Raw genomic sequence first — 12,050 nt, 5'->3', positions numbered from 1 at the left:
GCGACGTGACCCGTCCCCAGGGTGTGGACGGAAGAAAGTCTCCCAATCTGTGGATGAGTTGCTCCACCGGGGGCGTATTCGAACAGGTCAGGGGCGCGCGAACGAAGAAGGGCGCCCCCGTTGTGGACCGGGAGCGCCCTCTGAAAGCGTTTGAAGGGGCCCTGAGGCGGCCCCGGACCGGGTGGTGGGGCGCCGCGCTCAGGCGTTCTTGATGCGGTTGGTGAGCTCGGTGACCTGGTTGTAGATGGAGCGGCGCTCGGCCATCAGAGCGCGGATCTTGCGGTCCGCGTGCATGACGGTCGTGTGGTCACGTCCGCCGAACTGCGCCCCGATCTTGGGCAGGGACAGGTCCGTGAGCTCCCGGCACAGATACATGGCGATCTGGCGGGCAGTGACCAGGACCCGGCTGCGCGAGGAGCCGCACAGGTCGTCCACGGTCAGCCCGAAGTAGTCGGCGGTGGCCGCCATGATGTCCGAGGCGGTGATCTCGGGCGCGCTGTCCTCGCCGCCCGGGATCAGGTTCTTCAGGACGTCCTCGGTCAGACCCAGGTCCACCGGCTGCCGGTTGAGGCTCGCGAAGGCCGTGACCCGGATCAGCGCCCCCTCCAGCTCGCGGATGTTGCGCGAGATGCGGGAGGCGATGAACTCCAGTACCTCCGGCGGGGCGTTGAGCTGCTCCTGGACCGCCTTCTTGCGAAGGATCGCGATGCGCGTCTCCAGCTCGGGCGGCTGGACGTCGGTGATCAGGCCCCACTCGAAGCGGTTGCGGAGCCGGTCCTCCAGGGTGACCAGCTGCTTGGGCGGCCGGTCGGAGGAGAGGACGATCTGCTTGTTCGCGTTGTGGAGCGTATTGAAGGTGTGGAAGAACTCCTCCTGCGTCGACTCCTTGCTCGCGAGGAACTGGATGTCGTCGACGAGCAGGATGTCCATCTCGCGGTAGCGCTTGCGGAACGCGTCGCCCTTGCCGTCGCGGATGGAGTTGATGAACTCGTTGGTGAACTCCTCGGAGCTCACATACCGCACCCGGGTGCCGGGGTAGAGGCTCCGCGCGTAGTGCCCGATGGCGTGCAGCAGGTGCGTCTTGCCCAGGCCCGACTCCCCGTAGACGAAGAGGGGGTTGTAGGCCTTCGCGGGCGCCTCGGCGACGGCCACCGCGGCGGCGTGCGCGAAGCGGTTGGAGGCGCCGATGACGAAGGTGTCGAAGAGGTACTTGGGGTTCAGCCGGGCGGTCGGCTCCAGCGGGCCCGACGTGGAGCCGCCGGAGGGGGACGGGGGCGCCGCGGGCCGGCCGGGCGCCTGGCGCGGCGCCGGCTGCTCGTACTGCTGGGGCTCGTACTTCTGTTGCTCGTACTGATGGCCCTGGTGCTGCCCCTGGTGCTGCTGCTGGGACTCGTACGGGGACTGCTCGTACTTCTGCTGCTCGTAGGAGCCCTGGTCGTAGCCGGAGGGCTCGGACTGCTGGAGGTAGCCCGGCTGCGGGGAGGCGTACGGGTCGCGCTCGGGGAAGCCGCCGAGGCGCGGCTGCTGCCAGCCGTAGTCGTCCTGCTGGCCGCCGCGGGGCCAGGCGCCGGGCTCGGGGCGCTGCTGCTGGTAGTCCGGGTAGGCAGGGCGGGCCGTGGGGAGCTGGTCGTCGCCGGGGCCGCCGCCGGAGCGCTGGCCGCCGTACGGCTCGTACCCGCCCTGCTGCTGCGCGGGGGCCGGGGGCGCGGGCTCGCCGGCGGAGTCGTCCACGGTGATGGCGATCCGGATGGGGCGGCCGCACTCACGGCTCAGCGCGTCGCTGATCAGTGGGGCGAGCCGGCCCTCGAGGACGCGCTTGCCCCATTCATTGGGGACGGCGAGCAGTGCGGTGTCGGCGACGAGTGCCAGGGGCTGACACCGCTCGACCCACTGCTTGTCCTTGGGTTCGATCCCCGGCTGTCCCTCCCCGAGGAGCTTCTCGAGCACCCTTGGCCACACTGCGGCAAGATCGGCAGGTACGTCAGCCACAGAGCACGCTCTCTCACAGGGGTCCCACGAATGTGTGGTTCTTTGGGACGGTCGGGACAAAAAATCAGGGGTCGGACAACGGTAGTCAGGCCAGCGGGTACGGTTCAAGTCGTTGTCCACAGCCTGTGCACAGTGTGGGGCCACGTCGGCTCGGTTTGACCGGATGGCGTAGCCGCGCGTACCGTAACGAGGTCGAGTTGTCGATGGCTGCTGCCGCCTGCCTACCGATGGGCGAAGGTCACTGTTAGTGATCATTTAGCGGTGCCACTCGGGCGAACACGCGAGTTTCCTCGTGGGCGCACGGTGACAGCCAGGCGATGTCCCGCCACAACGATTCATTCTCTGGAGCCCCCGAGTGAGCAAGCGCACCTTCCAGCCGAACAACCGCCGTCGTGCCAAGACCCACGGCTTCCGCCTGCGGATGCGTACCCGTGCCGGTCGCGCGATCCTCGCGAACCGTCGTGGCAAGGGCCGCGCCGCCCTTTCCGCGTAACCCACGCAGGTCGTGACGTCGTGCTGTCTCCCGAGAATCGGCTGAGGCGGCGCGAGGACTTCGCGAGCGCGGTACGCCGAGGTCGTCGGGCTGGTCGCCCGCTCCTCGTCGTCCATCTACGTACAAGCGGTGCAACGGACCCGCACGAGTCGGGGGAGATCGATCCCTCGTCGCGTGCGGGTTTCGTCGTCAGCAAGGCTGTCGGCAATGCCGTCATACGTAACCGGGTGAAGCGCCGTCTGCGCCATCTGGTCCGCGAGCGGCTGTCTCAGCTGCCCGCCGGTAGCCTGGTGGTGGTACGAGCGTTGCCCGGAGCGGGCGATGCCGGCCCCGACGAGCTGGCCCGGGACCTGGATGCCGCTCTGGTGCGGCTCCTTGGAGGCGTGGCTCGATGAAGTACCCGCTGCTCGCTTTGATCAAGCTGTACCAGTGGACGATCAGTCCGCTGCTCGGGCCGGTGTGCCGCTACTACCCGTCGTGTTCGCACTACGGGTACACGGCCATCGACCGGCATGGTGCGGTGAAGGGGACGGTCCTGACCGCCTGGCGGATCCTGCGGTGCAATCCGTGGTCCCCGGGTGGCGTGGACCACGTCCCACCCCGTAAACGCCCGCGTTGGCACGAGCAGCTGCGCAGTGCGTTGCGTAGATCTCGCAATGCTCAAGGAGCCTGATTAGTGGACACGATTGCCAGTCTGTTCAGCTTTATCACTTACCCCGTCTCGTGGATCATCGTCCAGTTCCACTCGATGTACGGGGCGATCTTCGGTGAGTCGAGTGGGTGGGCCTGGGGCCTGTCCATCGTGTCCCTAGTGATCTTGATCCGTATCTGTCTGATCCCGCTCTTCGTGAAGCAGATCAAGGCGACGCGGGGTATGCAGGCGCTCCAGCCGAAGATGAAGGCGATCCAGGAGCGCTACAAGAACGACAAGCAGCGTCAGTCCGAAGAGATGATGAAGCTGTACAAGGAGACGGGTACCAACCCGCTCTCCTCGTGCCTGCCCATCCTGGCGCAGTCCCCGTTCTTCTTCGCGCTCTACCACGTGCTGTCGAACATCGCCGATGGCAAGGCCGTCGGCGCGATGGACCAGCAGCTGGTCGACAGCGCCCGAGCGGCCAAGATCTTCGGTGCGCCGATCGCCGCGAAGTTCATGGACAGCCCGGAGAAGGTCGCCGCCCTGGGCGCGACCCTGACGGACGTCCGGATCGTCACCGCGGTCATGATCATCATGATGTCGCTGTCGCAGTTCTACACCCAGCGTCAGCTGATGCAGAAGAACGTGGACCTCTCGGTCAAGACCCCGTTCATGCAGCAGCAGAAGATGCTGATGTACATCTTCCCGGTGATCTTCGCGGTCATGGGCATCAACTTCCCCGTCGGTGTTCTCGTCTACTGGCTGACCACGAACGTGTGGACCATGGGTCAGCAGATGTACGTGATCAACCAGAACCCGACGCCGGGCAGCAAGGCGCAGGACCAGTACCTGGGCCGTCTGCTGAAGCAGGTCACCTCGCACGGCGAGCTCAAGGGCCGGGGCAGGAAGAGGGTCGTCGCGGCGATCGTCGCCAAGGGCCCGGACCGCAACGACAACGAGCGCAAGTTCATCGCGGCCCTCACCAAGCAGGGCATGGCCGCCCAGCCCGACGGCTCCGTCATCAAGAGCGTCGAGGCGACGGCAGACTCGGACGCGGCGAGCGGCGGTGCCGCGAAGCGGCAGCAGCCGAAGCGCCAGTCGAAGTCGCAGCGTCAGACCCCCAGCAAGCCCTCTCCCAAGAAGTAAGAAGGAGTCCCTCCCGTGACGGAAGGCACCACCACCGCCGCCGCTGAGAGTGGCGACACCCTGACCCGCCTCGAGCAGGAGGGTGAGATCGCGGCCGACTACCTCGAGGGTCTGCTGGACATCGCCGACCTGGACGGCGACATCGACATGGACGTCGAGGCCGACCGGGCCGCGGTGTCGATCGTCAGTGACTCCGCCAGCCGCGACCTGCAGAAGCTCGTGGGCCGCGACGGCGAGGTCCTGGAGGCTCTGCAGGAGCTGACCCGCCTCGCCGTGCACCGGGAGACCGGGGACCGCAGCCGGCTGATGCTGGACATCGCCGGGTTCCGCGCGAAGAAGCGCGAGGAGCTGGCGGCGCTGGGCGCCCAGGCGGCGGCGGACGTGAAGGCGTCCGGCGAGCCGATGAAGCTGGCCCCGATGACCCCGTTCGAGCGGAAGGTCGTCCACGACGCCGTGGCGGCCGCCGGCCTGAAGAGCGAGTCCGAGGGCGAGGAGCCGCAGCGCTTCGTCGTTGTGCTCCCGGCCTGATCGCCAGAGCGAGTGTTCGGCCCCGTCTGTGTCGCAGGCGGGGCCGAAGTTTGTCAGCCTGGCATGGCAAGTGAATGACGCTTCACCTTGAAGACGTGGTTTTTCAGAACCATGCGGTACGGAAGGACGGTCCCCGTGACGGAGGCAGCTGAGCTTCCCCCGGCGCCTGAAGAGGCGCGCGCGGTGTTCGGTGAGTTTTTCCCGGAAGCTGTGCGGTACGCGGAGCTGCTGGCCGACGCGGGAGTCAAGCGCGGCCTGATCGGGCCGCGTGAGGTGCCGCGCCTGTGGGAGCGGCACCTGCTGAACTGCGCTGTGCTGTCGGAGGTGGTGCCCAAGGGCGTCACCGTGTGCGACGTGGGCTCGGGCGCGGGTCTGCCCGGTATCCCGCTCGCTCTGGTGCGACGCGATCTCAAGATCACGCTGCTCGAGCCCCTGCTGCGGCGGACGACCTTCCTCCAGGAGGCCGTGGAGCTGCTGGGCCTGGACCACGTCACGGTAATGCGCGGGCGGGCCGAGGAGGTCCTGGGCAAGCTCCAGCCGGTGCACGTGGTGACGGCGCGGGCGGTGGCTCCCCTGGACCGGCTGGCCGGCTGGGGCGTGCCCCTGCTGCGTCCGTACGGCGAGATGCTGGCGCTGAAGGGCGACACCGCGGACGAGGAACTGGTGTCTGCGAAGACGGCGCTGGCGAAGCTGGGTGTGGTGAAGACCTCGGTGCTGCACGTGGGCGAGGGTCTGGTGGATCCGCTGTCGACGGTGGTGCGGGTCGAGGTCGGAGAGAGCCCCGGTGGGGTGAGGTTCGCGGCCAAGCGGGCTAAGGCGGCCCGGGTGGGACGCACCCGTCGGCGTCGGTGACGCTCAGCTGATTTCGCTGATGCCCAGGGCCCACGCGGAGATTTCATCCGTGTTGGTCCCTATAGGTATGGATTTCGGAGTGTCGTAGAGGCCTGGAGACTCCGTCCGGGCATCGTGTTTCACGTGAAACGTCGCTCTCTGCTGCACGGAATCATCAGCCGCGGCCGTGCGGCCGCGTCCCCCCTCCACCGCAAGGACGCAAGGGGGACGGAGTTGTCCACATCGGTGGATTCATCCACAGGAGTACAGGCCCCGCTGGTTCGCGACCCGGGTGACATGGCAGGCTCTGTGCATCGCGAGCCTGATGTCGAGGAGAGTGACACCGTGCGGTCCGACGCCAACCTCGCGGGGCCGATGGCCGATCCGGTCCCCGGTCCCCGCTGTGAATCGGGGGGAGACGATGTTTCACGTGAAACATCGCCTCCGCCTCTTGTAGACAACGACACCCCCATCGGCCGAGCCGCCCAGCAGGCGGTCGACGCACTGGGGCGTACCGGAGAGCGGCTGCCCAGGCCGAATCAGACCCGGATCATCGTGGTTGCCAACCAGAAGGGCGGCGTGGGCAAGACCACGACGACCGTGAACCTGGCGGCCTCGCTGGCTCTCCACGGTGCACGGGTCCTGGTGGTCGACCTCGACCCGCAGGGCAATGCGTCCACGGCGCTGGGTATCGACCACCATGCCGACGTGCCGTCCATCTACGACGTGCTCGTGGACAGCCGGCCCCTGCTGGAGGTCGTCCAGCCGGTGGTGGACGTGGAGGGGCTCTTCTGTGCTCCGGCCACGATCGACCTGGCGGGTGCGGAGATCGAGCTGGTGTCGCTCGTGGCGCGGGAGAGCCGCCTCCAGCGGGCGATCCAGGCCTACGACCAGCCTCTCGATTACATCCTGATCGACTGCCCGCCCTCGCTCGGGCTGCTGACGGTGAACGCGCTGGTGGCCGGCGCGGAGGTGCTGATCCCGATCCAGTGCGAGTACTACGCACTGGAGGGTCTGGGCCAGCTGCTCCGCAATGTCGATCTGGTGCGGGCCCACCTCAACCCGACGCTGCATGTGTCGACCATCCTGCTGACGATGTACGACGGCAGGACCAGGCTGGCCTCGCAGGTGGCGGAGGAGGTGCGCAGCCACTTCGGCAAGGAGGTGCTGCGGACGAGCATCCCCCGATCGGTGCGCATTTCCGAGGCACCGAGCTACGGGCAGACGGTGCTCACGTACGACCCGGGTTCCAGCGGTTCCCTCTCCTACCTGGAGGCGGCGCGAGAGATCGCGTATCGGGGGGTCGGAATGCAGTACGAAGCTCGGCACGCCCATCTGGGCCCGGGTATGAACAGCACGCAGAGTGTGGCGGAGGGGATCCAGTGAGTGAGCGACGTAGGGGTCTTGGGCGGGGGCTCGGTGCGCTGATCCCCGCGGCTCCACAGGAGAAGACGCCCCCGGTGATCAGTGCCGGTTCGACGTCTCCGTCGGCGGTGCCGACGCTGGCTTCGGAGCGGGGTGTTGCGGCGGCGAAGCTCGCTGCGCTCGTACAAGCCGATGTTTCACGTGAAACATCGCTCGCAGTCGTACCGGTGGCCGAGCCGGAGCCCGAGGCCGAGGCCAATGGGGTGGCGGGAGCGACGTTCGCGGAGCTCCCGATGGACGCGATCACGCCGAACCCGCGCCAGCCGCGCGATGTGTTCGACGAGGACGCGCTCGCCGAGCTGGTGACCTCCATCCAGGAGGTGGGTCTGCTCCAGCCGGTGGTGGTGCGCCAGTCGGCCCCCGGTCGCTATGAGCTGATCATGGGTGAGCGGCGCTGGCGTGCCTGCCGGGAGGCCGGGCTGGAGGCCATTCCGGCGATCATCCGGGCGACGGACGACGAGAAGCTGCTGCTGGACGCGCTCCTGGAGAACCTGCACCGGGCCCAGCTGAACCCGCTGGAAGAGGCCGCGGCCTACGACCAGCTGCTCAAGGACTTCAACTGCACCCACGATCAGCTGGCCGACCGGATCGGGCGTTCGCGGCCTCAGGTGTCGAACACGCTGCGGCTGCTGAAGCTGTCCCCGTCGGTGCAGCGCCGGGTCGCCGCGGGTGTGCTGTCGGCCGGCCATGCGCGGGCCCTGCTCTCGGTGGAGGACTCCGAGGAGCAGGACCGGCTGGCCCACCGGATCGTGGCCGAGGGTCTGTCGGTGCGGGCGGTCGAGGAGATCGTCACGCTGATGGCCTCGGAGCCTTCGAGTGCGGTGAAGCCGAAGGGTCCGCGTGCGGGTGCGCGGGTGGCTCCGGCGCTCAGTGAGCTGGCGACGCGGCTGTCGGACCGGTTCGAGACGCGGGTGAAGGTGGATCTGGGCCAGAAGAAGGGCAAGATCACCGTTGAGTTCGCCTCGATGGAGGATCTGGAGCGGATTCTGGGGACGCTGGCACCGGGCGAGGGCCGGGTGCTGGAGCAGGGTCTCCCCGGGGAGTGATTCCTGGGCCGCCGAGGGGCGGATCGCGCGGGTGTGAACCGGCGCGGTCCGCCCCTTCGCTTTGCTGTCGAAGAACGATGGACCAGTGGATACGATGCGTTCATGGGTCGTCGGCTGGTACCGCTCACGCTGGACAACCTCCAGGACCTGCCACGTCGTTGCCGGTCCTGTGTGTTCTGGGAGCTGGATCCGGTCAGCGGTGAGGCCGCGGTGAAGGCCGGTAATCCCGCGCAGGAGAAGGAGGCGTGGATCTCCGCCGTCCTGCTGGAGTGGGGATCCTGCGGCCGAGTGGTCTATGTGGACGACGTTCCGGTGGGCTTCGTCCTGTACGCGCCGGCCGCCTACGTACCGCGGGCCACCGCCTTCCCGACCAGCCCGGTCTCGCCCGATGCCGTCCAGCTGATCACCGCGTGGATCATGCCGGGGTATCAGGGGCAGGGGCTGGGGCGGGTCATGGTCCAGACGGTCGCGAAAGACCTGCTGCGACGGGGGTTCCGGGCGATCGAGGCCTTCGGGGATGCGCACTGGGAGGGCCCGGCGTGTCTGCTGCCCGCGGACCATCTCCTGGCGGTGGGCTTCAAGACCGTACGGCCGCATCCGGTGCATCCGCGGTTGCGCCTGGAGCTGAGGTCGACACTGTCCTGGAAGGAAGACGTGGAGCTGGCGCTGGACCGGCTGCTCGGCGCGGCACGCAAGGAGCCGGCGCTGCGGCCGCTGTGAGCACGAAACGCGGAACGGGGCCGCCCCCCATGCAGGGGGCGGCCCCGTTTCACGTGAAACATCGATCGGGTCAGGCGGTCTTGACCTCAACGAAGTCCGCGAGGTCGCGCAGGATGGCGGCCTTCGGCTTCGCGCCGACGATGGTCTTGGCGACCTCGCCGCCCTGGTAGACGTTCAGCGTCGGGATGGACATGACGCCGTACTTGGCAGCCGTGGCCGGGTTCTCGTCGATGTTGAGCTTGACGATCTCGATCTGGTCGCCGTACTCGGCGGCGATGGCCTCGAGGGACGGCGCGATCTGGCGGCACGGTCCGCACCAGGCGGCCCAGAAGTCCACCAGTACGGGCTTGTCGCTCTTGAGGACCTCGGCATCGAAGTCAGCGTCGGTCACATTCTTGAGGGTGCCGGCCACAGCGGCCTCCTTCTTCTTTCCTGCGGGGTGTGGGGTGGGGCGGTTGGTGGGTCAGACCGGTCAGACCGCGGCGTGGGCCTTCTCGGCGTCCGCGAGCGCGGCGAGGAAGCGCTCGGCGTCGAGGGCGGCGGAGCAGCCGGTGCCCGCAGCGGTGATGGCCTGACGGTACGTGTGGTCCACGACGTCGCCGGCGCCGAACACGCCGGTGGCGCTGGTCCGGGTGGAGGGGGCTTCGACCTTGAGGTAGCCCTCGTCGTCGAGGTCGAGCTGGTCCTTGAACAGTTCGGTGCGGGGGTCGTGGCCGACGGCGATGAACAGGCCGGTCACGGGGAGCTCCGAGGTCTCGCCGGTCTTGGTGTTGCGCAGGGTGAGGCCGGAGAGCTTCTGCTCGCCGTGGATCTCGGCGACCTCGCTGTCCCAGGCGAACTTGATCTTCGGGTCGGCGAAGGCGCGGTCCTGCATGGCCTTCGAGGCACGCAGGCTGTCACGGCGGTGGACGATCGTGACGGACTTGGCGAACCGGGAGAGGAAGGTGGCTTCCTCGATCGCGGTGTCGCCGCCGCCGACGACGGCGATGTCGTGCTCCTTGAAGAAGAACCCGTCGCAGGTGGCGCACCAGGAGACACCGCGGCCGGAGAGGGCGTCCTCGTTGGGCAGGCCGAGCTTGCGGTGCTGGGAACCGGTGGTGACGATGACGGCCTTGGCGCGGTGCACGGTGCCGGCGGTGTCGGTGACGGTCTTGATCTCACCGCTGAGGTCCACGGACACGACATCGTCCGGGACCAGCTCGGCGCCGAAGCGCTCGGCCTGGCCACGCATGTTGTCCATGAGGTCCGGGCCCATGATGCCGTCCTGGAAGCCCGGGAAGTTCTCCACCTCGGTGGTGTTCATCAGGGCGCCACCCGCGGTGACGGCACCTTCGAAGACCAGCGGCTTGAGCGAAGCGCGTGCGGTGTACAGGGCGGCGGTGTAACCGGCCGGCCCGGAGCCGATGATGATCACGTTTCGGACGTCGCTCACGGGTTTCTTCCTCGTTTCTGCGGACTGCGTACTGCCTACCGGGGGCCGGTGCGGACTCTCACCCCACCCAACGGATCCTACGGCGCATGCATTCCCCACCCGCCCCACTACGGCCCTGAACGCCCCGTCTATCGGGGATAGGTGCGCGTCAGGAGGACCTTTCCGGGGGCTTCCGGTGCGGTCTGCTCGCACGAGGAGTCGACGAGGTAGGCGTCCACGCGTGCGGAGTCGCCCGGGTGCGGCAGGACGAGGAGGAAGACGGCGCTGCCCTCGTAGGTGCCGCGTTCGGTGGCGAGCGGGTTGTCGGGGCGGTCGGTCGCGTCCTGCACGCAGGCGGGGACGGACCGCGTCGCCTGCTTGTCGCCCGGTGGGACCTCGGAGGCGGGGCTGTTGTTCTCCAGTCCGAGGGTCTTGTTCTGCTCCCCGGGAACGGTTGCGGCGCCCCGGCCGGATGCGACGAGCTGCTGGACGCTCTCCTGGAGGCCCTGCGCGGTGTAGGCGCCGCCGGAGGCGACGGACGGCCGCTGGGCCGAGCTCGATGCCTCGCCGCTGGTGGCGGCGTCAGGGCTGGGCGTACCGGCGAAGTCGCCGAACAGGAAGATGCCGAGGGCACAGGCGGCGGCTGTGGTCAGACCCGCGAGGACGGCGACCCGGCGGCGGGCGCGTCGCCGCCCGGGGCCGGTTGGGCCGGTCGGGTGACCGCCGGGCGATGTTTCACGTGAAACATCGCGGCTCGGTGTGCGGGGCCGGTCGCCCGGGACGGCCTGGACCTTGGGCTGTGTGGCGTCGAGGAGGGCCTCGGCGGCGAGGGCCGCGTCGATGCGCCCGGCGATGTCTGAGGGCATCCGGGCCGGACCGGGGAGGGTGCCCAGGAGGGAGCGGATCTCCTCCAAGGAGGCGCGGACGTCGGCGCACAGGGCGCAGCCGTCGAGGTGGCGGCGGATCTCGGCGGTACGGGACGGGGAGAGCAGACCTTCGGTGAGGTCGGAGATCTCCGCGACGTCCGGGTGCCGGATCGCGCCGGTCGTGCCAGTCGTGCCGGTTGTGGGGCTCACGGTCGTCCACCTCCGCCCTTCACAGCGTCTGGGTCTGGATGCCTGGGTTCTGCCGCTGGTGGGACGGGTGGGCCCGGCGTCCGGTTCCTTCCCCGCTCGGCGGCGGTGTTATCCCCGGCATTCGTGCGCAGATGAGTGAGGAGCGGGACGAGTTTCGCGCGGCCGCGCGCGCACCGGCTCTTCACGGTGCCGGTGGGGACGTCGAGGAGCCGGGCGGCCTCGGCGACGGGGTATCCCTGCATGTCGACGAGGACCAGCGCGGCACGCTGATCGGCCGGGAGGGTGCTCAGAGCGGCCAGGAGCTGACGATGGAGGTCCTGGCGCTCCGCGGGTGCCTCGGCGGACTCGTGGGGCTCCAGAAGGCGCTCCAGGCGGTCCGTGTCGTCGAGGGGCGCGGTCCTGCGGGAAGCCGCCTTGCGGGCGCGGTCCAGGCAGGCATTGACGGTGATGCGGTGCAGCCAGGTGGTGACGGCGGAATCCCCGCGGAAGGTGTGGGCGGCCCGGTAGGCGGATACCAGGGCGTCCTGCACGGCGTCCGCGGCCTCCTCCCGGTCGCCGAGGGTCCGTAGCGCCACGGCCCACAGCCGGTCGCGGTGCCGCCGCACGATCTCGCCGAAGGCATCGGGATCACCGGCGACGTGAAGCGCCAGGAGCTCCTGATCGCTGCGGCCTTCCGTGGTTCCTTCTTGCATCACACCCTGCTTCCTCCCCGGACGGAGACTAGGGGCGTCGGCCGGGCACGTAAAGAATC

At 68.7% G+C, this 12,050-nt stretch carries 14 protein-coding genes; 9 read left to right on the top strand and 5 right to left on the bottom strand.

Translation table 11 applies throughout. From position 1 onward, the window contains the following. Positions 1-198: 198 nt before the first annotated feature. Positions 199-2,244 (bottom strand): chromosomal replication initiator protein DnaA, encoded by a 2,046-nt coding sequence (dnaA, locus tag OG444_RS19605; protein WP_442810570.1) that lies wholly within the window; start codon positions 2,242-2,244, stop codon positions 199-201. 100 nt (positions 2,245-2,344) lie between these two features. On the opposite strand from dnaA, the gene rpmH reads away from it, so the two are divergent. From rpmH to OG444_RS19560, 9 genes are all read left to right on the top strand, one after another. Next, positions 2,345-2,482: a 50S ribosomal protein L34 gene (gene rpmH, locus OG444_RS19600; protein WP_008741645.1), complete on the top strand. Its 138-nt coding sequence runs from the start codon at positions 2,345-2,347 to the stop codon at positions 2,480-2,482. A gap of 20 nt (positions 2,483-2,502) precedes the next feature. Beyond that, the gene (gene rnpA / locus OG444_RS19595) at positions 2,503-2,877 is read left to right on the top strand and encodes a ribonuclease P protein component (RefSeq protein ID WP_078848045.1); all 375 of its coding nucleotides are present in this window, start codon (positions 2,503-2,505) and stop codon (positions 2,875-2,877) included. Then, a complete protein-coding gene (gene yidD, locus OG444_RS19590; protein ID WP_075970728.1) occupies positions 2,874-3,155 on the top strand; it encodes a membrane protein insertion efficiency factor YidD in 282 nt (93 codons plus the stop codon). Before rnpA ends, yidD begins: the two co-directional genes overlap by 4 nt. 3 nt (positions 3,156-3,158) lie before the next feature. Next, a complete protein-coding gene (gene yidC / locus OG444_RS19585; RefSeq protein ID WP_327263382.1) occupies positions 3,159-4,262 on the top strand; it encodes a membrane protein insertase YidC in 1,104 nt (367 codons plus the stop codon). Positions 4,263-4,277: 15 nt separating this feature from the next. After that, positions 4,278-4,790: a Jag family protein gene (locus OG444_RS19580; protein WP_327263381.1), complete on the top strand. Its 513-nt coding sequence runs from the start codon at positions 4,278-4,280 to the stop codon at positions 4,788-4,790. Between the two features lie 135 nt (positions 4,791-4,925). Next, complete coding sequence (gene rsmG, locus OG444_RS19575) at positions 4,926-5,642, top strand: 16S rRNA (guanine(527)-N(7))-methyltransferase RsmG (protein ID WP_327263380.1); 717 nt, start codon at positions 4,926-4,928, stop codon at positions 5,640-5,642. A 276-nt stretch (positions 5,643-5,918) separates the two neighbouring features. Then, entirely contained in the window at positions 5,919-7,007 is a 1,089-nt protein-coding gene (locus OG444_RS19570; protein WP_327266860.1) for a ParA family protein, read from the top strand. Continuing rightward, entirely contained in the window at positions 7,004-8,092 is a 1,089-nt protein-coding gene (locus tag OG444_RS19565) for a ParB/RepB/Spo0J family partition protein (RefSeq protein ID WP_327263379.1), read from the top strand. Before OG444_RS19570 ends, OG444_RS19565 begins: the two co-directional genes overlap by 4 nt. 102 nt (positions 8,093-8,194) lie before the next feature. Continuing rightward, positions 8,195-8,812 (top strand): GNAT family N-acetyltransferase, encoded by a 618-nt coding sequence (locus OG444_RS19560; RefSeq protein ID WP_327263378.1) that lies wholly within the window; start codon positions 8,195-8,197, stop codon positions 8,810-8,812. Positions 8,813-8,882: 70 nt separating this feature from the next. Here the strand turns inward: OG444_RS19560 and trxA are convergent, their stop codons facing one another. The 4 genes from trxA to sigM all read right to left on the bottom strand — a co-directional run bounded on the left by trxA (position 8,883) and on the right by sigM (position 11,991). Further along, a complete protein-coding gene (trxA, locus tag OG444_RS19555; RefSeq protein ID WP_327263377.1) occupies positions 8,883-9,224 on the bottom strand; it encodes a thioredoxin in 342 nt (113 codons plus the stop codon). Positions 9,225-9,284: 60 nt separating this feature from the next. Continuing rightward, positions 9,285-10,244, bottom strand: a complete 960-nt coding sequence (trxB, locus tag OG444_RS19550) for a thioredoxin-disulfide reductase (protein ID WP_327263376.1) — start codon at positions 10,242-10,244, stop codon at positions 9,285-9,287. Between the two features lie 128 nt (positions 10,245-10,372). Beyond that, positions 10,373-11,299, bottom strand: coding sequence for an anti-sigma factor family protein (locus OG444_RS19545; protein WP_327263375.1), 927 nt, complete (start codon positions 11,297-11,299; stop codon positions 10,373-10,375). After that, entirely contained in the window at positions 11,296-11,991 is a 696-nt protein-coding gene (gene sigM, locus OG444_RS19540; RefSeq protein ID WP_327263374.1) for an RNA polymerase sigma factor SigM, read from the bottom strand. Before sigM ends, OG444_RS19545 begins: the two co-directional genes overlap by 4 nt. Between the last annotated feature and the right edge of the window lie 59 nt (positions 11,992-12,050).

The organism is Streptomyces sp. NBC_01232 (assembly GCF_035989885.1).
Lineage (GTDB): Bacteria > Actinomycetota > Actinomycetes > Streptomycetales > Streptomycetaceae > Streptomyces.
Note: the sequence above shows the minus strand (reverse complement) of the source record. Positions and strands in the feature narration are given on the sequence as shown.